This is a genomic window from Halomonas garicola (genome assembly GCF_055382465.1).
In genome coordinates this window covers 502,343-527,294 of the sequence record NZ_AP043931.1, presented here as the reverse complement: position 1 = coordinate 527,294, position 24,952 = coordinate 502,343, and the positions used below count along the sequence as shown (strand labels likewise).

The window sequence follows — 24,952 nt, the reverse complement described above, 5'->3', positions numbered from 1 at the left end:
CCTTAGTGCGCAACGCCCGCGGCGCCATGCTCATCCACCAACGCGCCGGTATTGAAGCGATCGATGGAAAATGGTGCAGCCAGGGGATGCATCTCGCCTTTGGCAAGACTTGCCGCGAATACGTGTCCTGAGCCCGTCGTTGCCTTGAAGCCGCCGGTACCCCAGCCGCAGTTGAAGAACAACCCCTTGACTTTGGTCTTCGAAAGGATGGGGCACGCATCCGCGCAGGTGTCCACAATGCCACCCCACTGGCGATTCATGCGTACTCGAGAAAGGGTCGGAAACATTTCCACAATGGCCTGCAGCGTATGCTCTACGGTGTAGTAGCTGCCCCGCTGGCCGTAGCCAAGATAGCCGTTGATACCGGCGCCGATCACCAGGTCACCTTTGTCAGACTGGCTCATGTAGCCGTGTACGTGGTTGGACATCACCACGGTATCGAGGATCGGCTTCATCGGCTCAGAGACCAGCGCCTGTAGCGGGTGCGACTCCAGCGGCAGCTTGAGACCGGCCATTCCCGCGACCACGCCGGAGTTACCCGCCGTCACGCAACCGATGGTCTTGGACTCAATGTCGCCACGATTGGTGTGTATGCCGTACACCTGTCCATCGCGGATCTTGAAGCCGGTGACTTCGGTGTTCTGCAGGATATCGACCCCTAGAGCATCTGCCGCCCGGGCGTAGCCCCAGGCCACCGCGTCGTGACGCGCAACGCCGGCGGTTTTCTGCCATGAAGCCCCGAGTATCGGGTAGCGAGCGCGCTTGGAGGTGTCAATAATCGGCACGATTTCCTTGATCTGATCGGCGAGAATCACCTCGCTATCGATGCCGTTCAGCCGATTGGCATGCACCCGGCGCTGAATATCGCGCATATCCTGAAGATTGTGCCCCAGGTTCATCACGCCACGCTGAGAAAACATGACGTTGTAGTTGAGCTCCTGAGACAGCCCCTTCCACAGGTCCAGAGAGTGATCGTAAAGCCGCGCCGACTCGTCCCACAGATAGTTGGAGCGCACGATAGTAGTGTTGCGGGCGGTGTTACCGCCGCCCAGCCAACCTTTCTCCACCACCGCGACATTCTTGATGCCATGGTTCTTCGCCAGATAGTAGGCGGTGGCCAGGCCATGGCCGCCGCCCCCAACGATGATCACGTCGTACTGCTTCTTGGGCGTGGGGTTGCGCCACTGACGCTGCCAATTCGCATGATGGCTTAGCGCATGCTTGACCAACCCGAAGCCGGAATAACGTTGCATAGGAAGTCTCCCAGACGTTTGTGCTTAGGCGCCAGCGGTTTCGCGAACGCTATCTGTTTGTCCGGCATAGACCGGATGACGCTCGCATAGCGCGGCCACTTTTTCCCGGACCTCGGCCTCGACCGCGTCGGTATTACCCTGGTCGGCCAGAACGTCAAGAATGTCGCAAATCCAGCCGGCAAGCGCCTTGCAGTCTTCTTCGTCGAAGCCGCGACTGGTAGCTGCCGGCGTCCCGATGCGCAGCCCCGACGTTACGAAAGGACTCTGCGGGTCGTTGGGCACCGCATTCTTGTTGACGGTGATATGGGCGCGCCCCAGGGCAGCGTCTGCATCCTTGCCGGTTACTCCCTGCTGGATCAGCGACAGCAGGAACAGATGGTCATCGGTGCCGCCGGAAATCACTTCGTAGCCGCGCTCGATGACCGTTTCCGCCATGGCGCGGGCGTTATCGATCACGCGGCGCTGATACTGCACAAACTCTTGGCTCATGGCTTCCTTGAAGGCCACCGCCTTGGCGGCAATCACATGCATCAACGGCCCCCCTTGCTGGCCCGGAAACACTGCGCTATTAAGCTTTCTGTACAGTTTCTCGTCACCGCCGGCGGCAAGAATCAAGCCACCCCGGGGCCCGCGCAGGGTCTTGTGGGTTGTAGTGGTAACCACATGGGCATGGGGAACCGGGCTCGGGTAGTAACCCGCCGCCACCAGACCGGCGACATGCGCCATGTCCACCAGCAGCCAGGCGCCAATCTCATCGGCAATGGCACGGAAACGCTGCCAATCAACAACGCGCGCATAGGCGGAGAAGCCGGCGATGATCATTTTCGGCTTGTGACTGCGCGCCAGACGCTCGACCTCTTCATAGTCGATTTCGCCGGTTTCCGGGTTCAGGCCGTACTGTACCGCGTGGTAATGCTTGCCGGAGAAGTTTGGCGCCGCACCGTGGGTCAGGTGGCCACCGTGGTCCAGGCTCATGCCCAGCACCGTATCGCCGGGTTTGATCAGCGCCATAAAAACCGCGGCGTTGGCCTGGGCGCCGGAGTGCGGCTGGACGTTGGCATAGTCTGCACTGAACAGGTCGCAGGCACGATCAATGGCCAGCTGCTCAGCCACATCGACGTACTCGCAGCCACCGTAGTAGCGCTTGCCGGGATAGCCTTCCGCATACTTGTTGGTCAGCTGGGTGCCCTGAGCCTCCATAACTGCCTTGCTGGCATAGTTCTCGGAAGCGATCAGTTCGATATGCGCCTCCTGGCGCCCCTCTTCATCCCGAATCGCAGCGGCAATCCGTGGATCGAAATCGCTCAGCCGCTGGGTATTCATGGAAGGTTTCATAGTCGTCATGACGTGCTCCTTGTTGTTGGGCGAAACGCTGGCCGGTGACGCCTTATGATGGCCGCGTAGTCAATGGGCATATGCTTTCATGCAAGTTAACGGGACCGTCCCGCGGGTACCAATCAGTAATCCAAATGCGAACATTTGATGCTAGTTGACGCGATACACGCTGCTTCGCGTCCGATTCATCTCATCATGAACCTGGTCGACATCCATGACCTCCTCGCCCTGCTCGACCCAGCGGGCCTGCTCTGCTTCACCGGCCTTGGGTGAGAACCAGCCAGTCCAGCCGTAGAGGATGCCGATCAAAGGCGATAGCCAGCAGACGAAGGCCAGTGGGATATACAAGAGATTTTCCATATTGCCGCTGTAGATACCGAGGCCCAGCGAGGTGATAACCACGGCCCCTCCGGCGTTCCAGGGGATCAAGGGCGATACCAGAGTGCCGCCCTCTTCCGTCGCTCGAGACAGATTAAGCATTGAGTATTTCTTGCCGCGATAGACGGGACCGAACATGCGCCCGGTCAGGGCGATCGACAGGTAGGGGTCGCCGGCTACCAGGTTGGTGGCGATGGAACTGCCGATGGCGGAGGACTGCAGGGCGCCGAAGCTGCGCACGCGCTTGACCACCGCCTCGATAATCGCCCTCATGCTGCCGGTACTTTCCAGGATGCCGCCGAAGGACAACGCAATCAGCAGCAGGGTGATCACCCAGGTCATCGACTGAATGCCGCCGCTGTTCAGCAGGCCGTCGATCTCGGCCACACCCGTGGCGATTTCATAGCCGGAAAAGGCGTAGGCAAAGACCTCCTTAACGGGAGCATCCTGGAACCACACCGCCGTCAGGCCGCCCAGCACTACACCGGTAAACAGCACCGGCATGGCAGGCATGCGCATCACCGCAAACCCGATCACCAGCACCACCGGCAATACCGTCCATAAGCTAAGGGTGAAGCTGTCCGCCAGGCCCGTATTGATAGCGGCAATACGCTCAAAGGAGGCGGCCTCGTCACCTACCAGGTTAAAGCCGACGACGGTATAGATGACCAAGGCGATCAGCATGGCCGGCAAGGTGGTCGGCATCAGGTTGCGAATATGGTCGAACAGGTTCACCCCGGTCACCGCCGGCGCCAGGTTGGTGGTATCCGACAGCGGTGAGACCTTGTCACCGAAGAAGGCACCAGACACCACGGCGCCGGCGGTCCAGTAGGCGGGAATGCCGAAGCCCGCACCGATACCCATCAGCGCCAGGCCCACCGTGCCCACGGTGCCCCAGGAGGTGCCCAGAGATACCGAAACTACCGCACACAGCAGCGCTGCCGCCGCCAGGAACACCTGCGGGCTGAGCACCTCCAGGCCGTAATAGATCAGCGTCGGCACGGTACCGCTGGAAATCCATACGCCGGTGATCATGCCCACCAGGATCAGGATACCCACCGCCGGCAGGCCCACGCTGACCACGTGCAGCATGCCCTCCTCCATGTCCTTCCAGGTGCAGCCCAGATAGCGACCCATCACCGCGGTGATGGCGATACCGATCACCAGGGGCACATGGGGCGTGAAGGTGTCGAACACGAATAGCTGTGTACCCAGCACCAGGAAAGTAAGCGCGATGGGAAGCAAAGCCAAAAGCAAGCCAGGCTTGCGGCAGGTTGCAATCATGGTGGCTGCCCTCGGGTATATGTCGTAGGGGATAAATGAAGACTTGCGCCTTTTGCCTGGCACCGTTGTATGGAGCCTCTGCTAGTAATAGCGGAGCACTACGCGCATAGATTGAATAAACGCGCCAAATTTATTGAACAAGCTTTACAAAATAAATCGCGATACGTTTTTCAATGGCTTAACACCGCCCCATTAGCGCAGGTGACAGACGAGCGCTGTGAAGCGGCCGAAAGGTCGGGAACGCCGGCCCATCGCCTGCCGCAATGCGGCAGGCGCCGCTGGAAAATCGATGTAATCTATTGATATTTAATATTTTTATTTATTCCAAATGAGGGCATTTGGAGTTGTAATTTGCCGTGGCCTGCCTCACTGCCGATAGTCATCAGTGCCAGCCCTCAATTCACCCGCCAGGAATCGGGGCGCTATCGACAATCCCCAACAAATACCTTCAGGAGAATAATATGCAGATGCCTTCTCTTATCGATATCCCCAACGGCGACAAAGTCGTTCCCACTTTCTCCGATGCCGAGATGAAAGGGCGTCTTGAGCGTCTTCGCGCCTACATGGCCGCCGAAAATGTCGAAGCCGTAGTATTTACTTCCTACCACAACATCAACTACTTCAGCGATTTCGTCTACTGCAAGTTCGGGCGCGAGTACGGCCTGGTCGTAACCCAGGACAGCTTTACTACCGTGACGGCTAACATCGACGGCGGTCAGCCCTACCGGCGCAACCGGCTGGGCGACAACATCGTCTACACCGACTGGCAGAAAGATAACTTCTTCAAGGCCGTCAAGCAGCTGTGTGCCGGCAAAAAGCGCATCGGCGTGGAATTTGATCACCTGACTCTGCAGTACCAGCAGAAGCTGCTGAATGCGCTCGGCGACGTGGAGCTGGCCGATATCGGCGAACCCACCATGAAGATGCGCATGGTCAAGTCGGCGGAGGAAATCGCGCTGATCCGCCAGGGCGCACGCGTTGCCGATGTGGGCGGCGTCGCGGTGCGCGATGCCATCAGTGCGGGCGTGCCCGAATATGAGGTGTCGCTGGCCGGCCAGCGTGCCATGGTACGTGAAATCGCCAAGACTTATCCCCACAGCGAGCTGATGGATACCTGGGTGTGGTTCCAGTCCGGCATCAACACCGACGGTGCGCACAACCCGGTGACCAGCCGCCGCGTGCAGCCCGGCGATATTCTCAGCATGAACACCTTCCCGATGATCTCAGGCTACTACACGGCGCTGGAACGTACCCTGTTCCTCGGGCATGCCTCCGACGAACACCTGCGCATCTGGGAAGCCAACTGCGAAGTGCATACTCGTGGCCAGGAGCTGATCAAGCCGGGCGTGCGCTGCTGTGACATTGCCCATGAGCTTAACGAAATCTTCGCCAAGCATGACCTGCTCAAGTATCGCACCTTCGGCTACGGCCACTCCTTTGGCACTTTGAGCCACTATTACGGCCGCGAAGCGGGTCTCGAGCTGCGCGAAGACATCGACACCGTGCTCGAGCCCAACATGGTGGTCTCCATGGAGCCGATGGTCATGTTGCCCGAGGGACTGCCGGGTGCCGGTGGCTACCGCGAGCACGATATCCTGGTGCTCAACGAGCACGGCGCCGATAACATCACCGGCTTCCCGTATGGGCCTGAGCACAACATCATCAAATAAATGAAGGGATTATAGAAGCCATATTAAAAGCCATATGAGTCAATATTTAAGCCTGCCGGCGGAAGTTATTGTCCGGCGGCAGGTTTCTATAGGTGCTCATTTTTTTCAAGGTTGGCGATGCCGGAACGCAGGAAATCAACCACGCGTTGAGCGGCGGCATTAAGCGCTTCTTTATTGTAGTAGAGCCCAATACTGACGTTGGCAAGCGGAGGGAGCTCAGACGTTCCGAGCGTTCCCTTCAGGCGCTCTGGAACCGTAGACTGGGCCATTACCGTGATACCTAGGCCGGCTTCTACTGCTGACAGCAGGCCCAGCAGGCTGGTGCTGGTATAGGTCGTTCTATAGGGTCGACATTGAGTGGAAAGCGCCTCTTCCGATATTTTCCGATAGAGGCAACCCTGTGGATGCGTAATCAGGGACAAGGCTTCGCCTTCCAGGATGCTGTAGTCGGGTGACATGACCCATTCGAGCGGCTCGATACGATAATCTCTGCTGTCTCTCTTTTCCTGGCTATTCACCTCTTCCATAACCAGGATAATATCGTAGAAATTCTGCTGGTATTTTTTCTGGATAACCCTGCTAATATCACAGCCAACCTCTACGGATATACTCGGGTATATTTTGGAGAAGCTGCGTAGGGCCTTGGGTAGAAAGGTTAACTCAAGATCGTTGGGTATACCTATCTTGACTTTACCCTTGACATTCTCGCCGGTAACTCTATTGACGATTTCGTCATTGGTTTCCAGCATTTTTTTTGCCAAGTGATATACATAGTCCCCGTTTGATGTCAGTGCCAGGGTCGACCCCCTCAGGAACAGCTTGGTATTCAGTGTCTCCTCGAGCTTCTTGATCTGAAGACTGATGGCAGGCTGCGATCTTCCCAGAAACTCACCAGCACTGGTGAAGCCGCCAAGATCCTGTATCGTAACGAAAGTTCTTAACAAGTCGGTAGGAATATTTTTCATTTCCTCCCCTCATTTGGATGTGTGATGGGTGCATTTGCCTTACTGATTGGCAGCCGAGTGTAGCACGACATACCCTCATTTTTGAGGTGAAACATAGCCTTTTACCTCTTCGCCGGATCACTTCAACACACCCAACTAATCCTTTCCATTCAACTATTTCCATTTAACAACAAGAGGAAAAGTCCATGGATTCCTGGGTACTGTCCACCTTTCTGGTGTTGACTGCTTATACGCTGGTGCACGCTGGCGCCGCCTACCTGCGCCGCGAGCTCAAGCGTAAGAGAAAAGAACAACGTGAACAACAGAGACAGAGAGGGTAAGCGTTATGGATGGCTATCAAATTTTCAACTGGGGCCTTTTGTTTATCACCTTCGGTCTGATGATCTATCTGGGCTTTCTGTCCTCGAAGATGATGAAGAAGGATGATGAAGGAGGCTTCCTGCTGGCAGGGCGCTCCCTGGGGGCGTTTGTCGGTGCCGGAACGCTGGTGGCTACTGGCTACAGCGGCTGGGGCTTCGTGGGCTCACCCGGCGCCACCTATCAGTTTGGTGCGATCGAAATACTGGGTAATTTCTTTTTCGCACCGGCGATCATGATTGCGGTGCTTTACTTCGCAAGCTTCCTGCAGCGCAGGGCGGAGCATATGGGCAGCAACACGATTCCGGAGTATATCGCCCAGATTCATGGCGGCGGCTCCCTGGGGCGTGTCGTACAGGGTGTGGCTGCCCTGATCACCATCGTGTTGCTGCTGGTATTTCTGACCAGTCAGATCAAGGCGGTGGCGCTGCTGGGAGCCAGCTGGCTGGATATCGAACTGACCAACAGTGCGCTATTGATGATCGGCGTCATCATCATCTACACCATGCTGGGCGGGCTTGCCGCGGTGGCCTGGACGGATACGGTGATGGTCATCGGCATGAGCCTTTCCGCAGTGATCATCGTTATACAGGTATTGACCACTGTTGACCTGACCGAATGGCAAAATGCCCTCAATACCATCGATCCCGAGCTTTTGAACCCCACCACCGGGGCCCATTATGGCGACAGCCCGGCGGCGGTATTCCTGGTCTTGCCCTATGCGTTTCTGTTTGCAGCGGTGCTGCCCTTCATGGCAGTGCGCTTTCTGGCTTTCAAACCAGGTGTCAAGCTGCACAAGATGGCGATTTATGTAGCTATATTCGGCGCTTTACTTAGCCTGGTGCCGATCGTCGGGCTTTATATGCGCATGCAGATGCCCGAACTGACGGATCCGGACAGCGCCATGCCGCTCTACCTTCAACATTTCATGCACCCCGCTCTGGAAGGCTTGATCACGCTGTTTATCCTCTTTGCCATGCAGTCCACTGCCAACTCTCTGCTGCATACTGTGGCCTCGGCGACTTCTCACGATCTACGCCTGGCGCTGTTCCGCGATGCCATCCAGAGCCCTTCGCTGGTGCTGTGGATCAATCGCTTCGCGGTCGTCGCCCTGGGGATCGTGGCGCTGCTGATGATGCTGTACGCACCGCCCTTCATGCTCTCCTGGCTGGGCATCCTGGGCACCGGTACGCTGCTGGCCAGCTTAATCGGCCCCGTCTTCATTTCGACCTTCTGGCAGGGCTCCGCCTGGGGCGCGCTGGTGGCCATGCTGGTCGGCTTCGTCACCAGCGGCTACATGATGCTGTTCGCCGATGTGGGCTGGCTGATCGGGCCGCTGACCGGCTGTGCGGTATCCTCGGTATGCTACGTGGGGGTTTCGTTCTTTACCCACCGTGTACGCCTGGCCACGGTCCCAGCCCACCAGTGAACGGATATCGATGGAAGGACGGGCCACGGCGGAATATTCCTGCCGTGGCCCGTGCCCGTTAGCGCTCCACCAGCGCCTCGCTTTTTTTGCGCCAAGCATAACTCAAGCATAACTTAGGCGTTAAGAGCCTGGTTTGCTTACTGGCAGGAGTGCGCTAGAGTCCGAGAGGCACGTCATCCATGCGTACCCATGGCGGGCTGCGCCTGCGCGTGGGTGCCGCAAGGAGCCTCCCATGACCGATTCCGTTCCGGGTCCACCGCTTGCCGTCGGCTTCGTTCTGCTGCAGCGTTTTACTCTGCTGCCCTTCGCGGCCTTCGTCGACTGCTTGCGTCTGGCGGCCGACGAGGGTGACCGTAGCCGACAGCTGCGCTGCCACTGGGCCTTTATGACCGGCGGCGCGCAGGAGGTGACTTCCAGCTGCGGTGCGACCACTGCCTGCCAGCCTTTCCGGGATCCGGGCGAGTTCGACTATATCGTGGTGATCGGTGGCGTCCTGGAGCGGGGCGAGACGAGGGACGAGGCGGCGCTCGACTACCTCCGGGAGGCGGCGAGCCGCGACGTTCCCTTGGTCGGCGTCTGCACCGGGGTGTTTTCGCTGATTCAGGCCGGGCTGATGAAGGGCCGTCGCTGCTGCATCAGCTGGTACCACCACCGCGACCTGGTGAGCCGCTTCCCCGAGATCGACCCCGTCGCCGACCGGCTGTTCATCGATGACGGTGATCGACTTACCTGTGCCGGCGGCATCGCCTCGGCGGATCTTGCTGCCTACCTGGTGGAGCGCCACCTGGGGCGGGCGTGGGCCAAGAAAAGTCTGCATATCATGTTGATCGACGAGGCCCGCGAGGGGGCCCACCCTCAACCCCAGCCGGTCGTCTTCGAAAAGGTTACCGACCGGGTCGTTCGCCGCGCCATTACGATCGTCGAGCAGCACCTCGGTGAAATGATCTCGGTCGACGAGCTGGCCCGACGCGTGGGCACCTCGCGGCGCAATATCGAGCGCAAGTTCCGCGAGGAGCTGGGCGTCGGCCCGCAGAAGTTCGCGCGAGACCTGCGCCTGCGCTATGGCCTCTGGCTGCTCAGCTATACCGGGAAGAGCGTGACCGACATCGGCGAGCGCTGCGGCTTCGCCGACACGGCACATTTTTCACGCCTGTTTCGCGAAACCTTCCAGATAACCCCGACCGATGCCAGAAAGCGCGCGGGCGAGCTCCAGGCGGAGCTCGCCGACCCCTTCTTCTTGCATATCGACCCCAAGCCCGGTCTCGCGACATGATGACCGGGAAGTTATGGGGGCGCTTATAGCAGCTCAACCTTCATCACACTTCGATTCGCCGATCCCGTCCGGCGAGCATACCCATCACGGCAATCACCAGGGCCAGCACGGCGCATATGCCCAGCGATAGCTGCCAGCCACCCTGGGCGTCGTGCAGCATGCCCATGAGCGGCGGCCCGGCAGCGGCCAGCGTATAGCCGACGCTTTGCGCCATGCCCGAAAGCGAAGCCGCCTGCCGAGCGCTGCCGGTGCGCAGGCCGATAAACGAAAGCCCCATGATAATGCCCGCCCCGGTGCCCAGGCCGAACAGCGACGACCACCAAAGCGCCTGCTGCGGCGCCAGCATCAGCCCCAGCAGGGCAACGGCTGACATCAGCGCCGAGCCGGCGGCGGGCAGGCGCTGATCCTGGATGTGGCGCAGCAGTAGCCCCAGCACCAGCCCGGGCACGGCGGTGGCAAACTGCAGCGCGCCGTGAACGGTGCCGGCGCGTTCCGGCGACATGCCCGCTTCCGCCAGAATCGACGGCAGCCAGCCAATGCCCACGTAATAGATGGTGGAGTTAAGCCCGAAGAACAGCGTGACCTGCCAGGCCAGGCCCGCGCGCCAGATGCTCACGCCTTGAGCCGGCGCGGTGGCCTGACCTCCTGCCTGCGGCGCGGGCGCCGCCTTCAGCTGGGTGCTCCAAACGGCCAGCGCCGCCAGCGGCAGCACCATAAAGGCCAGTAGTGCACCGTTCCAGTTCCACCGCTCAGCCAACGGCACCGCCAGGCCCGAAAGCAGCGCGGCGGCCACGCCCATGGAAAGCGCATAGGCGCCGGTGACCATGGCGATATGCTGGGGGAAGTCGCGCTTGATCAGGCTGGGCAGCAGCACGTTACCCACGGCAATGCCCATGCCAATCAGTACAGTGCCGGCGTATAGCCCCCATAGCGGGCCTGATGAGCGCAGTCCAATGCCGGCCGCCACGACGACCAGCGCCACAAACAGCGCGCGCTCGATTCCCAGCCCGCGCGCTACTCGGGCACTAAACGGCGACACCACGGCAAACGCCAACAGCGGCAGCGTGGTCAGCGCGCTGGCGGCCATGGTGCTTAGGCTAAACGCCTCGTTGAGGTAGCCCAGTATCGGCGGCAGGCCCGTGAAGGGCGCACGCAGGTTGGCGGCGATTAGAAGAATGCCTGCCAGCAAGACACCGTTGCCGGCCACTTTACGGTCTATCGAGTGAGTCATGACACGCTCTGTTGCGACAAAGGGCTGCACTGTAGCCAGCATTTTCATGTTTTAATATCACAACAATGACCATCGATCGCTAAATCATGACAAAAAGCACCGGACTGACCGACTTACTGCAGCATTTCAAGCCGGATCCTCATGACCGGCCGGTGGTGGCGCTGCAGGTAGAGGTTACGCAGAACGACGTGGAGCAGCCGGTACACTGGCACCGCAAGGGCCAGCTGGTACTGGCGCTGCGCGGCGGCGTCACGTGCGACGTGCCCAATGCCATCTGGATAGTACCGCCGCACCATGCGGTGTGGATCCCCGGCGGCATGCCGCATAGCAACCGCGCCACGGAAAACGCGCATATTTACTTTCTGTTCATCGAGCCCGGCGGCGCCGCCCTGCCGGACGAATGTTGCACCCTGGCGATCAGTCCGCTGGTACGCGAACTTATCCAGCACCTTGCGCAAACGCCGGACTACCCGCACGAAGGCCCCACGGCGCGCCTGGCGGCGGTACTACTCGAGCAGCTGCCCCGGGCTCCCGTTCAGCAGCTGCACTTTCCGGTATCGGACCACCCCAAGATCCGTCTGATGACCGATGCCCTGGAGCAGAACCCCGCCAATCGCGCCACCGCGGCGCAGTGGGCCAGCCGGCTTGCCATGAGCGAACGCTCGCTTGCCCGGCTGGTGCAGCGGGAAACGGGGCTGACCTTCGGGCGCTGGCGCCAGCAGCTCCATTTACTTGTCGCCCTGAGCGAGCTTGCCGGGGGCGCCACGGTGCAGCAGGTCGCCGGCACCCTTGGCTATGATTCGGTCACGGCCTTTATCACCATGTTCAAAAAATCCCTGGGCAAGCCGCCCGCCCAGTATTTTACGGCGCTGCGTTAGCCCGACTGACTCGCCTCTTGCCAGCGGACATTCACTTTGCGAATTAGGGGTCCCGATGCTGATTTTCCTCACCCGGCTTCCCGGAATTCTGAAGCTAGCTTTTGTGTCCCCCTTCGGTCAGCGGGGCTCCGCAGCCACGCCCATCTTACGCCTAAAGTTTAACAAATATGCGAATTAATTTTTAAAGGAATATATAAATTCCTAAAAAATATACAACTTATGCTTATATAAAATATTAAGTGCTTGTTTTAAAAGATATTATAAAAAAACAGTATTTTGTATTTTGTATTTTTCCAAAACTCGGCTACGGTTCTGTGAGGCATCCCTTCATGCCTTGAATCGCGCAACACTGAATAAATCGCACAGCGAGGAAGCCGTCATGATGACAACAACAACACGCCTAACCCGCCACTGCTGCACGGCCCTGCTGGCCCTGGGGCTCAGCGCCCCGGCGTTTGCCAGCGCCGATACCATGCGCTTTGGCGGCAACTTTCCGAACGACCACTCCAGCAGTAAAGCCATGGAAATCTTCAAGGAGGAGCTGGACAGCCGCACCGAGGGCAACCTCACGGCCCAGCTTTTCCCCGGCATGCAGCTCGGAGGCGCGGGCGAAAACATCGACCAGGTAAGTTCCGGAGCAATCATGGGCACCTGGGTAGGTATCGCCTACCTGTCGCGCATCGTGCCGGAATTCGAGGCGATGAGCCTGCCCTTTGCCTTCGACAGCCGCGAGGATGCCTTTCGCGTCATCGACGGCGAGGTGGGTGAAATGCTCGACGAGAAGCTGGCGGAAAAGGGCTTCACCGCCCTTGGCTATATGGAACTGGGGTTTCGCAACGTGACCAATAATGAGCGCCCGATCAAGGAAATCGGCGACTTTGAAGGGCTCAAGATTCGCCTGCAGCCCAACCAGACCCACCTGGATACCTTCCGTGATCTGGGCGCCAACCCTGTCTCCATGGGCATCAAGGAAGTCTACGGAGCGCTCCAGCAAGGCGTCATCGACGGCCAGGAAAACCCCTACAGCGTGATCGCCACCCGCCGCCTCGACGAAGTGCAGAAATACCTGTCGGATAGCCGCCACTTTTACGACTACATCGTTATCATCGCCAACCTGGACAAGTTTGAGAGCCTGAGCGACGAGCAGCAGCAAGCCGTAACCGAGTCCATGGACGTTGCCGTCGAGTGGCAGCGCAGCAAGGCCGCCGAGGAAGCCAAAACCGCACGCCAGACGCTTGTCGATCGCGGCATGGAATTCACCTCGCTCTCCGACGAGACCCGCGAAGCGCTGCGCGCCGCAACCCAAGGTGTCGTCGATGACGTCAAGAACAACATTGGCGCAGAGTTCGTGGAAACCGTTCAGGCGGAGCTGGACAAATGAAACCCAGAGCGCCATGGCTGGAAGCGCACGCTTCCAGCCCCGCCAAAAAGCGTTTTCTTGTCACGATGCTGGCGATCGATCGCACGTCCTACTACGCCATCATCCTGGCCATGGCGTCGATGACAATCCTGGTCACCGCCCAGGTGTTTGCCCGCTACGTCCTCTCGGCATCGATCGACTCGGCGGATGAGCTGTCGCGGCTGTTCTTCGTCTGGGCGATCTTTCTGGCCATCCCTCACGGGATAAAAATAGGCATCCACGTCGGCATCGACGTCTTCGTGGGCCTGCTGCCCCGGGCGGTTCAGCGCCAGCTCGCGCGGCTGATGGCCCTGGCCAGCGCCCTGGTGATGATCGCTCTGGTGTGGCTGTCGCTTGGCGCCGTCGCGGATAAATGGCAGCAGCTGATGCCCACCATCCCCGTGACGGCGGCCATCTTCTATATCGCCGTGCTGATCAGCGCCGGCCACAGCCTCTTGCACCTGATAGCGCAAATGCTGCTGATTGAGCCGCTGCCCAGCGCCCCCGCGGCGGTCAAGGAGGGAGCAACCTCATGACCCTGTCCATCGTCATTACTTTTCTGGTTTTTGCCTTCCTGCGCATGCCGCTTGCCTTTGCGCTCGGCCTGGCGTCGCTGGTAGGGCTTTTTGTCGGCGACATGGATTTTTCCGTCATGCCCCAGCGCATGATGCACTCCATCGACAACTTCCCCTTGATGGCCATTCCGCTGTTCATGCTGGCCGGCGAGCTCATGGTGGCCGCGGGTATTCTTCAGCGCCTGGTCGACTTCGCCAACTCCCTGATCGGCCGGGTACACGGCGGCTTGGCCCACGTGGCCATTCTTGCCGGCATGGTGCTCGCGGCCGTCAGCGGCGCCGCCGTTGCCAGCGCTAGCGCGCTGGGCAGCTCGCTGGTGCCGTCAATGCGCGAGAAATACGGTACCGGCTACAGCAGCGCAGTGGTGGCTTCTGCGGCCAACCTCGGGGCGATTATTCCGCCGAGTAACGCCATGATCGTGTATGCGCTGATGGCCGGTTCCAGCGTCTCCGTCGGCGGGCTGTTCATGGCCGGCGTAGTGCCGGGGATCATCCTTGCCGTGGGCTTTATGGGGCTGGCCTCCTTTATTTCGGCAAAGCGGCGCTATCCGCTCACCGGCGGCAGCCTGGGGCTGAAGCACGTGCTGGTTCAGACCTGGCGCGCCCTGCCGATCCTGCTGATGCCCATTGTGGTCGTCGGCGGCATCGTGGCGGGGGCTTTCACGGCCACCGAAGGGGCGGCCATCGCCGTGGTTTACGCCATATTCATGGGCTTTTTCGTCACCCGCAAACTGCGGCTGTCGGATATTCCCAAGGCCATGTTCAACGCCGCGGTCACCGCCGCCATGGTCGGCGCGCTCATTGCCTTTGCCTCAACCATGACGTTTGCCTTCACTATCGACCTGGTGCCGATCCAGCTGGCCAACTGGCTGCAGGACTTCACCTCCGACCCGCAGGTCTTCCTGCTGCTGGTGATGGGGCTATTGATCCTGGTGGGCATGTTCATCGAGTCCAACGCCGCCTACATCATGCTGGTGCCGCTGCTGGCGCCGATTGCCCTGGCCTACGGCATCGACCCGCTGCTCTTCGGTTTCCTGTTCGTCATGAACCTGGTGGTCGGCATGATGACGCCGCCTGTCGGGGTGCTGCTGTTCGTCATGTGCGGCATTTCGAACATTAACCTGAGCGAGCTGATGAAAAGCGCCTGGCCGTTCATTGTCTTCCAGTACGCCGTGCTGGCCGCCTGCTTCCTTTTCCCCGGTATCGTGACCTGGCTGCCCAGGGCCCTTGGCTACTGAGCCAGGCGCGACGCCGTCTTTTATTCACGCGAAAGAGTTTGCCATGAAACTACTGGTCATCAATCCCAACATTTCCCAGGACGTAACGAACCTGATCGAGGCGGAAGCCTCGCGCAGCATTCGCCCCGCCACCGAGCTTTCCATGGCCACCGCACCTTTTGGCGTGGCCTATATCGAGACCCGGGCAGAATCGCTGATCGGCGGCTACGCCACCCTGCAGATTGCCGCGCAGCACTACCGCCAGTACGACGCCATCGTGGTCGCCGCCTTTGGCGACCCGGGCCTCAACGCCCTGCGCGAGATCATGCCGATTCCGGTGGTCGGGATGACCGAGGCGGCGTTGATGAGCGCCTGCCAGCAAGGGGGGCGCTTTTCGATCATCGCCATTTCCCAGCGCATTCAGGCCTGGTACCGCGAACGCGTCGCGGCTTACGGTCTTGAGGGGCGCCTGGCGAGCATTCGCGCCCTGGATGAGCCGCTACAGCATATCGGTCAGGTACAGGAAAACCAGGGCGAGCGACTGATCGAGCTGGGCCGGCGCGCCGTAGAAGAAGACGGCGCCGACGTGCTGATTCTGGCCGGCGCCCCCCTGGCCGGGCTTGCCCGTTCCGTGGCCGACCAGATGCCGGTACCGGCCCTGGACGGCGTAACCTGTGCCGTGATCCAGGCGCAGGCCATGGCCGACATGGCCGCCAAAACCCCCACCGCCGGCAGCTATGCCCAACCGCCGACCAAACCGTGCCAGGGGCTTGAAGCCTCGCTTGCCGAACTGGTTGGCCGCCAGCCGATCGGTACTTAAGGTTGAACAAACACCGCTTAGATAAAACACTGATATAAAGTATAAAGCATGCCCTAAGGCGTTGGTCCGCCCACGCCTTAGGGAAAGCCACCGGCCTCTGAACATCATGTTGATCAGGAGATTCTGCGCAATGAGCAATGCCACCGGCTCCCCTACGGCATCCGATATGGCCGAAACCCCGCCCCCGCAGCGCCGCGTTCAGTCCAGATCTCTGGCCCAGGAGGCCTATCAGATACTTCAGCGGATGATCGTTCACGGTGAGCTGGCCCCGGGCAAGCGCATCGTCGAGCCGGAACTGTGCGAACAGCTGGATATCTCGCGGACCCCGCTGCGCGAAGCGCTGCGCATGCTGGCAAGCGACCGGCTCGTGACGATCCGGCACAACCGCAACGCCGTGGTGACGCTGATCGACTCCCAGGAACTGCAGCATCTGTTCGAGGCCGAGGCGGGCATTGAAGGCTTCGCGGCGGGGCTTGCAGCCAGCCGCCTGACCAATACCGAACTCAAGCGCCTGGAAACGCTACAGGAGCGCCTGGAAAAACTCCATGTCCAAGGCGATCAAACGGGCTATTTCGAGCTCAACCAGCGCATTCATGCTTTGCTCGTGGCCGGTGCCAAGAACCCGGTGCTGGAAGAAACTCACCGCCGCCTGCTGGGACGCCTTGAGCGGGCACGCTACCTGGCGCTGAACAGCATCGGCCGCTGGCAGGAGTCCACCGAGGAGCACCGTGCCATTCTCGAGGCGCTCAAGGCACGGGACGGCGAGCAGGCTCAACGGCTGCTATCCGATCACGTGCGCCATACCGGCGAAGCCATTACCAATAGCGCCCGCTAAGCGGGCCTGGCGGGGCGTATCGGCGGCCCGAACGGGCGCACCGCCACTTTTTCCCTGAACATTTCCCCTAAATTTTTCCCCTGAACAGAGGCAGCTATGCAGAACAATAAGGAACTCAAGGTGCGGATGTTTGTAAACGGCCAGGCGCTGGCCGGGGGCTCGATCAGCTTTGCCCTGGCCGGCAGCACCTTCCTCGGCCAGGCCAACACCGCGCCCAGCTACCGCTTTTATGCCGTGCGCGACGAGTTCCCCGGGCTGGTGCCCGCCCAGGATGGTGGCGCCAGCATCCCCGGTGAGCTTTATGAGCTGCCTTACGCCCAGCTGCGGGAAAGCCTGCTGCCCAATGAGCCGGTGGAGCTGGAGCTGATGGTCATCGAGCTGGAAGACGGCTCGGGCTCGTTGAGCATGCGCCTGAGAGAGTCGCTGATCGACGGGCCGGACGTCGTGGACATCACCCACAGCGGCGGCTGGCTTGCCTACCAGGCGGGCCGGCAGTCCCAGAGCTGACGGCCGGCTAACAGACAGTAAAGCGACAGCAAGATACAACGACAAAAAAGGAGCAGCGAGATGCCGCGCTTTGACACCCTGATCACAAACGGCCTGATCACCACCGCCGTCGACGCCTTCTACGCCGACATCGGTATTAAGGACGGCCGCATTGCCGCCCTCGGCCACGAGCTCGGCGACGCCGCGGACACCATCGACGCCGACGGCCTTCGGATCCTGCCCGGCGGCATTGACGCGCACTGCCACCTGGACCAGCCCATGGGCGACGGCGCAGTGATGGCCGACGGCTTTTACAGCGGCACCCGCTCGGCGGCCTGCGGCGGCACCACCACGGTGATCCCCTTCGCCGCCCAGCACAAGGGGCAAAGCCTGCGCGCCGCCGTGGACGACTACCACCGGCGAAGCGATAATCAGGCCTGCGTCGACTACGCCTTTCACATGATCGTCACCGACCCTACCGAGGCGGTGTTGAAAGACGAGCTCCCGGCGCTGATCGAAGAAGGCTACAGCTCCTTCAAGATCTACATGACCTACGACGACCTCAAGCTCAACGACCGCGAGATCCTCAACGTGCTGGCGCTGGCCCGGCGCGAAGGCGCCATGGTCATGGTCCACGCCGAAAACGCCGACTGCATCGCCTACCTGACCGAGATCCTGACCGAAAGCGGCAACACCGGGCCCTACTACCACGGCGTGGCCCACTCCCGCATCGGCGAGCGCGAGGCCTCCCACCGGGCGATCTCGCTGGCGGAGCTGATCGACGTCCCGGTGCTGATCGTCCACGTCTCCGGCGCCGAGGCCATCGAACAGATCCGCTGGGCCCAGAGCCGAGGCCTGCGCGTCTACGCCGAGACCTGCCCCCAGTACCTGATGCTCACCGCCGAGGACCTGGACCGCGACGGCTTCGACGGCGCCAAGTACGTGTGCAGCCCGCCACCCCGGGACCCGGCCGCCCAGGAGGCCGTCTGGGAGGGGCTCGAGTCCGGCGTCTTTCAGATCTTCTCCTCGGACCACGCGCCGTTTCGCTTCGAGGATCCAAAAGGGAAAAAGCTGCGCGGGGAAAACGCCCATTTTGAGCACATCCCCAACGGCATCCCCGGGCTTGAAACGCGCCTGCCGATCCTGTTCTCCGAAGGCGTGGTCAAGGAGCGCATCGACATTACCCGCTTTGTAGCGCTGACCGCGACCAACCCCGCCAAGATCTACGGCTTGTATCCGCGCAAGGGCACCATCGCTATCGGCAGCGATGCCGACCTCACGCTGTGGGACGCATCGGCCAAGAGCACCGTTCGCAACGCCGAGCTGCACCACGACGTGGACTACACGCCCTACGAAGGCATCGAGCTCACCGGGCGCCCGGTGCTGACGCTATGCCGCGGCCGCGTGGTCGCCCGCGACGGCAAGCCCGAGATCGACGCCGGCTACGGCGAGTTCCTCGAGTGCGACAAGCCCCAGCCGGCGCGCCCGCGCGGCCAGGCCAAAGGGTTTTAATGCGTACAGGGTTTATGCCCGGCGGCCCCACTCTCCAACCCCACGGGGAAGAGAGCATCGTAGGCCCAGTTGAAGACAAAGGCGTAAACGACATAGAACACCGAGAAAGAGATATCCATCTGGAACGCCTGCAGGAGGGAAATGCCGAGGTACCACGCAAAGAACGGCAGCAGGGCAATAAGCAGGCCGGTTTCAAACAGCAGCGCGTGCACCACGCGGATCAGCAGCGTTTTACGCACGCTTCCAGAAAGGCGCAGCATGGCGTGGTCAAACCCCAGGTTGTAGACGTAGTTCCAGCAGGTAGCTATGGTCGCGCCGACGATGGCAAGGACGCCAATATCGTTTACCGGCTTGTCGAACGCCCAGGCGCCAAGCGGAATCACCAGCAGTATGCCGATGACCTCAAACGACAGCGCATGGCGGATACGATCCTTGACGGTGCGCATGGCACGCTCCTTGGTTGAACCGGTGCGGGGAGCATAAGATACGGGCAGCGCCTAACCGCTTCAAGCGGCGCTAGCCGCGGCGGTCCGCCGGCGCGATCAGCTGATCGGCCAGGGAAGAAAGCCCCGAGGCGACGATATCCGGAAGCGGCACGCCGGGTGCCGGTAGAATGGCGTTGTGGGAGCGGGCGACCCAGGCACCGCGACAGCCCACCGCCTGGGCGCCGATGGTATCCCACAGGTGACACGCCACCAGGCACAGGTCAGACGTCTCGACGGCCAGCGCCTTAGCCACCAAGCGGTAGGTGTCGGGCGCCGGCTTGAACTGCTTGACCGCGTCAACGCTGAACGAGCGCTCGAAAAATTGGCTTAGCCCGGCGGTGGCCAGCGGGGTCGGCGAAGCGCCGCCGGCGGAGTTGGTCAGGGTGACCAGGCGAAAGCCGGCATCGCGCAGCCGGGCAAGGGCCGGGGCCGCGTCGGCGTGGGCCGGCATGGTGCTCAGCCGCTCTTTCAGCTCGGCGATATCGGGCTCGGCCAGGTTCACCTTGTGAATATCGGCAACCATCCGTAGCGCGCCCGCTCCCAGCTCGCCGAAGGGCGTATAGAGGCCGGCAAGCGTGAGGGCCTGCGAGTAAAGAACCAGCTGGGCAAACCACTCCCTCAGCACCGCTTTGTCACCGAAGACGCGATCAAAAAGCGGCGCCAGGTGGGTAATATCCAGCAGCGTCTCGTTTACGTCGAATACGATCACCGCCGGCGATGTTGACTCCTGCGCTGTCTCCGCCATGGTGTCTCCTTGGTTGATGTGGCCAAAATAGTGAGTCGGCGGGCGGGCGCCTGTCTCCGCCCCGTCTGTGCTAGGCTCTGCCTGTTTTCCCCGTCGTTTTTCGCGACGTATCGGCAGTCAGGCGCGTGCCGGGCACGCTCAGGAGATAAGCAAACCATGCGAGTGATTCAGGTCAATGAACCCGACCAGCGCGAGGCCTGCCTCGCGCGGCTGTGTGCCGACACCTTCGGCAGCGATGCCGGCCTGACGCCACTGCTGCGCTTTGCCGGCGTCGCCGGCGTGCTGTTTGACCAGCAGGCGGCCCGGGTTCTGGCGCTAGTGGACGCTAATGCCCACCCCCTTGCGCTGGCGCTGTTGGTACTGGACAAGGCCAACCAGGGCATGACGCCGATGCTGATGGCGGACCTTGACGCCCGGTCGGATAGCTCTCCGACCCTGCGGCTGATCAGTGAGCTTGCCCTGCGCGCCCCGCTGCGTATCGAAACCGGCGACGGCGCCGAACGGGAGCGCTTCAAGCGCGCCGGTATCAGCCGCTGGTTTGCCGGCCCCGAAGGGACCCACATCGGCCTGAACGAACGGCACCCGGCCACCGGCCTTGACGACCTGTCGCCGCCGCTGGGCGTAGACGACGACGCCGTGGCCCAGAGCCTCAAGCGGGACCCAACGCTGTTCGAGAGCTATAAGCAGCGCTTTACGGACGGTCTGGCGAATTTCCCCGCGACGCTGTAAGGCCGCCGCCTTGATCCCGCGCCTTCCCCGCGATTGACTGGACGATGCCCTGCCCGTCTTTTATACGAGGTTTTTTTACCATGTCCCAGCGTATTCAGTTTTCGCGCCCCGGCGGCCCCGAGGTTCTCGAACTCGTGGAAACCACCCCGGCGGATCCCGGCCCCGGCGAAGTGCGCGTGCAGAACAAGGCCATCGGCCTGAACTTCATCGATATTTACGTGCGTACCGGCCTGTACCCCGCGCCTTCGCTGCCCTCGGGGCTGGGCACCGAAGGCGCGGGCGTGGTCGACGCCGTGGGCAAGGGCGTCACCCATCTGCGCGAAGGCGACCGGGTCGCCTATGCTCAGGGGCCGCTGGGCGCCTACTCAGACTACCACACCCTGCCCGCCGACAAAGTGATTGCCCTGCCCCGGGCGGTGAGTTTTGAGACCGCCGCGGCCTGCATGCTCAAAGGGCTTACCGCCCAGTACCTGCTGCGCCAGACGTACCCGCTTCGGGGGGGTGAAACCGTTCTCTGGCACGCTGCCGCCGGCGGCGTCGGCTCGATTGCCTGCCAGTGGGCGCAGGCGCTGGGCGTGCGCCTGATCGGCACCGTCAGCTCCGCGGAAAAAGCCGAGCTTGCACGGCGCAACGGCGCCCAGGAAGTCATCGACTACCGCAGTGAAAACGTCGTCGAGCGCGTGCGCGAGATCACCGACGGCGCCATGTGCGACGTGGTCTACGACTCGGTGGGTAAGGATACCTGGGAGACTTCTCTGGACTGCCTCAAGCCTCGGGGCCTGATGGTGAGCTTTGGCAACGCCTCGGGCCCGGTAGAAGGCGTCAACCTGGGCATTCTCAACCAGAAGGGCTCGCTGTTTGTCACCCGCCCGAGCCTCAACGGCTATGCCACGACCCGAGAGCGCCTAGAGACCATGGCAGGCGAGCTGTTCGCTATGCTGGAAAGCGGCCGGGTGAGCATCGATATCGCCCAGCGCTATCCGCTCAGCCAGGCAGGCGATGCCCAGCGGGCGCTGGCCGAGCGGCGCACCACCGGCTCGACCCTTTTACTTCTTTGAACAGGCACCCCCGATGCCCCAGCTGAGGATGAGCCATGACCGGCGCCGGCGAGGCAAACGCATAATGCTCTGGGCGCTGCTGCTACTCGCGGCTGCCTGGCTGGCCATGGGGCTGTGGCAGCGCTACAAGCCGCTGCCCGACGGCGTCGGCGTGGCCTGGCCCGCGCGGCCGGCTGACGACGTGCGCCTGCTGACGGATGAAACCTGGTACGACGCCGACGGCCGCCAGCACCGCCGCCAGGCCATTTTTGACGAGGTGATGGGCATGATCGCCCAGGCCCGACGGCTCATCGTCGTGGATATGTTCCTGTTCAACGACTTTGCCGCCGGCGCCGATAACGACGACGTGCGCCCGCTCTCCGACGAGCTGGCCAATGCCCTGATTGCGCAAAAGCGCCGGCACCCCGGGATGACCGTGCGCCTGATCACCGACCCGCTCAATACGCTTTACGGCGCCCTGCTGCCCGAGCACCTGGCGCGGCTGAAAGACGCCGGCGTGGAGCTGATCATTACCGATCTGTCCCGGCTGCGCGCCTCCAATCCGCTGTGGTCGGGCCTTTGGCACCTGGGGCTGAACCGGCTGGGCAACGATCAAGGCGGCGGCTGGCTGCCCAACCCCCTGGGTGACGGCCGCATCACCCTGCGCAGCTACCTGACGCTGGCCAACTTCCGCGCCAACCACCGCAAGACCCTGGTGGTCGACCAGGGCAACGACTGGGCCGGGCTGGTGACCAGCGCCAACCCCCACGACGCCAGCAGCCGCCACGATAACGTCGCCCTGCGCTTTAGCGGCCCGGCGGCGCTCGATCTACTGGCCTCCGAGCGCCTTCTGGCCGGCTGGTCGAAGAGCGGAAAAGCGCCTGACGCGAACGCCTGGCCGGCGGCCTCGGCCAAAACCGCCAGACAGCGGGCGGAAACCGCGCCGGAAGGCACCGAGAGCGCGCGCCTGCGCCTTCTCACCGAAGCGGCGATCCGCGATGCCGCGCTCGGCCACATCCAACAGGCCGGCGACGGCGATCGTCTGGATATCGCGATGTTCTACCTTTCCCACCGCGCCACCGTCGAGGCATTAAAAGCCGCCAGCGCCCGGGGCGTGGCCGTGCGAGTGCTGCTGGACCCTAACCGCGAGGCCTTCGGAATCAAGAAAAGCGGCATTCCCAACCGGCCGGTGGCTGCCGAACTTGCCGGGGCCGGCACCCAGGTGCGCTGGTGCTTTACCCAGGGCGAGCAGTGCCACACCAAGCTGCTGCTGCACCGACAAGCCACGGACACCTCGCCGGCGAACGCGACGCTGATCCTGGGCTCGGCCAACCTCACCCGGCGCAATCTCGACAACCTCAACCTGGAAACCAGCGTGTCGCTTGCGGGCAGCGACGCCACCCCGGCGATCGCCCGGGCCGCCGAGCTGTTTGAACGCCAGTGGCTTTCCCCGGCGTCACGGCGCACCAGCATAGCCCTGGCGGAAGACCCCGCCGCCAGCCCGTGGAAGCGCTGGCGCTACCGGCTGATGGAGGCCACCGGGCTTTCCAGCTTTTAGCCGCGTCCGGGCGTCAGTCCACCCCCCGCATGGTCTTGCGGATAAACGGCAGGCAAACCAGCAGCAGCGCCCCGCTCCCCAGGGCAATGGCCGCCATGGTAATGAAATAGGTCACTTCGGTTTCCGGGGTGTAGAGGCCGCCCAGCTCTCCGCCGGAGGCAAAGCCCAGCGACATCGACATAAAGAAAAGCGCCAGCATCTGCGTCTGATACGCCTGGGGCGCAAGCTTCGTCGAGACCGACAGGCCAATCGGCGAGAGGCACAGCTCGGCGCAGGTAAAGCCGAGCAGCAGCACGACCAGCACGGCCAGCGGCATGCTGTCCGCCAGGCTACCCAAAAACGGCACATAGCCGAGAAAGGTCAGCCCGATGATGCCCATGGCCAGCACGAACTTGCCCGCGGACGAGGGCTGGCGCTTGCCGAGCCTGGTCCACAGCCAGGCAAACACGCCGGAAAAGACAATGATGGTCAACGCCTGCACGGACACCAGCCAGCCCACCGGCACCGTCCAGCCCCCGAGGTCGCGATTCACGCGCTGGTCGAAAAACGCGGTAATGACGGTATAGAACTGGCTGTAGAGCGCCCAGAAAACCGCGCTGGTCAAAAACAGCGGAATAAAGGCGTAAACCCGACGCTTTTCCTCGTCGGTCACCCGATCGGAGCGCAGGATCACATAGAAGTAGGCAACGGACACGCACGCAATGATGCCCAGCAGCACAGCGGCAAGGTTGTCGGCGCGAACCCAGCCCGCGGCGATGGCTAGCGCGAGACCGGCAACGACAGCAACGCCGGCAATGGCATAGCGCTTGGCGCTACCTTCGGCCAGCGGCGTCGGCGCGGCCTTCTGCGCCTCCGGCAGCCGTTTGCGCCCCTTGGCATACTGCAAAAGGCCAATGGCCATGCCGAGGGCGGCGATGCCGAAGCCGTAATGAAAGCCGGCGCTTTGCTGCAAAAACCCGGTGAGCAGCGGCCCGGCGAAACCACCGACGTTAATGCCCAGATAGAAGAGGGAAAACCCCGCGTCCCGCCGCGGGCTCCCCGGCGCGTAGAGCGAGCCCACCAGCGACGAGCAGGTCGCCTTGACCCCGCCGCCGCCCGCCGCGATGCACACAAGCCCCACGGCCACGCCGTGGACGCTGGGAATAAGCGCCAGGGCCGTATGCCCCAGCATGACAATAATGCCGGAGTAAAAAAGCGTGCGCTCGGCGCCGAACACCCGATCGGCAAACCAGCCCCCGAGAATCGCCGCCAGATACACCCCGCTGCCGTAAGCACCGACGATGCCAATCGCCACCGGCTGGCTGATATCCAGCCCGCCGCGGGACGTCTCGTAATACAGGTAGATCAGCAGGATCGCCTGCATGCCGTAGAAGGAAAAGCGCTCCCAGACCTCCATGCCGAACAGCGTCGCAAGCGGCCAGGGGTGGCCAAAGAAAGTGCGTTCGCGTTGGGCACGGCCGTCGTTTGGCAGGTCGTTCATGTTGGCTCCACATCACTATGC

At 61.8% G+C, this 24,952-nt stretch carries 23 protein-coding genes; 15 read left to right on the top strand and 8 right to left on the bottom strand.

The annotated features are described in order from the left end of the window. Nucleotides 1-2: 2 nt before the first annotated feature. The 3 genes from ACZ46Y_RS02855 to nhaC all read right to left on the bottom strand — a co-directional run bounded on the left by ACZ46Y_RS02855 (nucleotide 3) and on the right by nhaC (nucleotide 4,250). On the bottom strand, nucleotides 3-1,253 hold the full coding sequence (locus tag ACZ46Y_RS02855; RefSeq protein ID WP_311954867.1) for a sarcosine oxidase subunit beta family protein: 1,251 nt from the start codon (nucleotides 1,251-1,253) through the stop codon (nucleotides 3-5). Nucleotides 1,254-1,277: 24 nt separating this feature from the next. Continuing rightward, entirely contained in the window at nucleotides 1,278-2,576 is a 1,299-nt protein-coding gene (gene glyA / locus ACZ46Y_RS02850) for a serine hydroxymethyltransferase (RefSeq protein WP_311954890.1), read from the bottom strand. A 162-nt stretch (nucleotides 2,577-2,738) separates the two neighbouring features. Next, complete coding sequence (nhaC, locus tag ACZ46Y_RS02845) at nucleotides 2,739-4,250, bottom strand: Na+/H+ antiporter NhaC (protein ID WP_311954868.1); 1,512 nt, start codon at nucleotides 4,248-4,250, stop codon at nucleotides 2,739-2,741. Between the two features lie 461 nt (nucleotides 4,251-4,711). Here nhaC and ACZ46Y_RS02840 point away from each other — a divergent pair, with 461 nt between their 5' ends. Then, nucleotides 4,712-5,920 (top strand): M24 family metallopeptidase, encoded by a 1,209-nt coding sequence (locus ACZ46Y_RS02840; RefSeq protein WP_311954869.1) that lies wholly within the window; start codon nucleotides 4,712-4,714, stop codon nucleotides 5,918-5,920. An 86-nt stretch (nucleotides 5,921-6,006) separates the two neighbouring features. Here the strand turns inward: ACZ46Y_RS02840 and ACZ46Y_RS02835 are convergent, their stop codons facing one another. Further along, entirely contained in the window at nucleotides 6,007-6,885 is an 879-nt protein-coding gene (locus ACZ46Y_RS02835) for a LysR family transcriptional regulator (RefSeq protein ID WP_311954870.1), read from the bottom strand. 185 nt (nucleotides 6,886-7,070) lie between these two features. On the opposite strand from ACZ46Y_RS02835, the gene ACZ46Y_RS02830 reads away from it, so the two are divergent. From ACZ46Y_RS02830 to ACZ46Y_RS02820, 3 genes are all read left to right on the top strand, one after another. After that, nucleotides 7,071-7,205: a hypothetical protein gene (locus tag ACZ46Y_RS02830; RefSeq protein ID WP_311954871.1), complete on the top strand. Its 135-nt coding sequence runs from the start codon at nucleotides 7,071-7,073 to the stop codon at nucleotides 7,203-7,205. 5 nt (nucleotides 7,206-7,210) lie between these two features. Then, nucleotides 7,211-8,671 (top strand): sodium:solute symporter family protein, encoded by a 1,461-nt coding sequence (locus ACZ46Y_RS02825; RefSeq protein WP_311954872.1) that lies wholly within the window; start codon nucleotides 7,211-7,213, stop codon nucleotides 8,669-8,671. A 232-nt stretch (nucleotides 8,672-8,903) separates the two neighbouring features. Beyond that, nucleotides 8,904-9,944 carry a GlxA family transcriptional regulator gene (locus ACZ46Y_RS02820; RefSeq protein WP_311954873.1) on the top strand — a complete coding sequence of 347 codons (1,041 nt, stop codon included), beginning with the start codon at nucleotides 8,904-8,906 and terminating at the stop codon, nucleotides 9,942-9,944. A gap of 43 nt (nucleotides 9,945-9,987) precedes the next feature. Here ACZ46Y_RS02820 and ACZ46Y_RS02815 read toward each other — a convergent pair whose 3' ends face one another. Then, a complete protein-coding gene (locus tag ACZ46Y_RS02815) occupies nucleotides 9,988-11,175 on the bottom strand; it encodes an MFS transporter (RefSeq protein ID WP_311954874.1) in 1,188 nt (395 codons plus the stop codon). Nucleotides 11,176-11,261: 86 nt separating this feature from the next. Here ACZ46Y_RS02815 and ACZ46Y_RS02810 point away from each other — a divergent pair, with 86 nt between their 5' ends. The 8 genes from ACZ46Y_RS02810 to hydA all read left to right on the top strand — a co-directional run bounded on the left by ACZ46Y_RS02810 (nucleotide 11,262) and on the right by hydA (nucleotide 18,897). Beyond that, nucleotides 11,262-12,053 (top strand): AraC family transcriptional regulator, encoded by a 792-nt coding sequence (locus tag ACZ46Y_RS02810; protein WP_311954875.1) that lies wholly within the window; start codon nucleotides 11,262-11,264, stop codon nucleotides 12,051-12,053. Nucleotides 12,054-12,432: 379 nt separating this feature from the next. Continuing rightward, nucleotides 12,433-13,434, top strand: a complete 1,002-nt coding sequence (locus ACZ46Y_RS02805) for a TRAP transporter substrate-binding protein (RefSeq protein WP_311954876.1) — start codon at nucleotides 12,433-12,435, stop codon at nucleotides 13,432-13,434. Next, nucleotides 13,431-13,988 (top strand): TRAP transporter small permease, encoded by a 558-nt coding sequence (locus ACZ46Y_RS02800; protein WP_311954877.1) that lies wholly within the window; start codon nucleotides 13,431-13,433, stop codon nucleotides 13,986-13,988. The genes ACZ46Y_RS02805 and ACZ46Y_RS02800 overlap by 4 nt, the downstream gene beginning before the upstream one ends. After that, nucleotides 13,985-15,265, top strand: coding sequence for a TRAP transporter large permease (locus tag ACZ46Y_RS02795; RefSeq protein ID WP_311954878.1), 1,281 nt, complete (start codon nucleotides 13,985-13,987; stop codon nucleotides 15,263-15,265). The genes ACZ46Y_RS02800 and ACZ46Y_RS02795 overlap by 4 nt, the downstream gene beginning before the upstream one ends. A gap of 43 nt (nucleotides 15,266-15,308) precedes the next feature. Next, nucleotides 15,309-16,064 (top strand): aspartate/glutamate racemase family protein, encoded by a 756-nt coding sequence (locus tag ACZ46Y_RS02790; RefSeq protein WP_311954879.1) that lies wholly within the window; start codon nucleotides 15,309-15,311, stop codon nucleotides 16,062-16,064. A 130-nt stretch (nucleotides 16,065-16,194) separates the two neighbouring features. Next, complete coding sequence (locus ACZ46Y_RS02785) at nucleotides 16,195-16,899, top strand: GntR family transcriptional regulator (RefSeq protein WP_311954880.1); 705 nt, start codon at nucleotides 16,195-16,197, stop codon at nucleotides 16,897-16,899. A 96-nt stretch (nucleotides 16,900-16,995) separates the two neighbouring features. Further along, nucleotides 16,996-17,406, top strand: a complete 411-nt coding sequence (locus ACZ46Y_RS02780) for an allophanate hydrolase-related protein (protein ID WP_311954881.1) — start codon at nucleotides 16,996-16,998, stop codon at nucleotides 17,404-17,406. A 60-nt stretch (nucleotides 17,407-17,466) separates the two neighbouring features. Then, nucleotides 17,467-18,897, top strand: coding sequence for a dihydropyrimidinase (gene hydA / locus ACZ46Y_RS02775; RefSeq protein ID WP_464380071.1), 1,431 nt, complete (start codon nucleotides 17,467-17,469; stop codon nucleotides 18,895-18,897). Here hydA and ACZ46Y_RS02770 read toward each other — a convergent pair. Then, entirely contained in the window at nucleotides 18,894-19,343 is a 450-nt protein-coding gene (locus tag ACZ46Y_RS02770) for a PACE efflux transporter (protein ID WP_311954882.1), read from the bottom strand. The genes hydA and ACZ46Y_RS02770 overlap by 4 nt on opposite strands. 70 nt (nucleotides 19,344-19,413) lie before the next feature. Continuing rightward, the gene (locus tag ACZ46Y_RS02765) at nucleotides 19,414-20,127 is read right to left on the bottom strand and encodes a haloacid dehalogenase type II (protein ID WP_311954883.1); all 714 of its coding nucleotides are present in this window, start codon (nucleotides 20,125-20,127) and stop codon (nucleotides 19,414-19,416) included. 156 nt (nucleotides 20,128-20,283) lie between these two features. Here ACZ46Y_RS02765 and ACZ46Y_RS02760 point away from each other — a divergent pair, with 156 nt between their 5' ends. The 3 genes from ACZ46Y_RS02760 to ACZ46Y_RS02750 all read left to right on the top strand — a co-directional run bounded on the left by ACZ46Y_RS02760 (nucleotide 20,284) and on the right by ACZ46Y_RS02750 (nucleotide 23,451). After that, nucleotides 20,284-20,856, top strand: coding sequence for a hypothetical protein (locus tag ACZ46Y_RS02760; protein ID WP_311954884.1), 573 nt, complete (start codon nucleotides 20,284-20,286; stop codon nucleotides 20,854-20,856). 80 nt (nucleotides 20,857-20,936) lie between these two features. Beyond that, complete coding sequence (locus tag ACZ46Y_RS02755) at nucleotides 20,937-21,914, top strand: NADPH:quinone reductase (protein ID WP_311954885.1); 978 nt, start codon at nucleotides 20,937-20,939, stop codon at nucleotides 21,912-21,914. A 64-nt stretch (nucleotides 21,915-21,978) separates the two neighbouring features. Beyond that, complete coding sequence (locus ACZ46Y_RS02750) at nucleotides 21,979-23,451, top strand: phospholipase D-like domain-containing protein (RefSeq protein WP_311954886.1); 1,473 nt, start codon at nucleotides 21,979-21,981, stop codon at nucleotides 23,449-23,451. 13 nt (nucleotides 23,452-23,464) lie between these two features. On the opposite strand, the gene ACZ46Y_RS02745 is transcribed toward ACZ46Y_RS02750, so the two are convergent. Continuing rightward, entirely contained in the window at nucleotides 23,465-24,931 is a 1,467-nt protein-coding gene (locus ACZ46Y_RS02745; protein ID WP_311954887.1) for a peptide MFS transporter, read from the bottom strand. Nucleotides 24,932-24,952 lie beyond the last annotated feature (21 nt).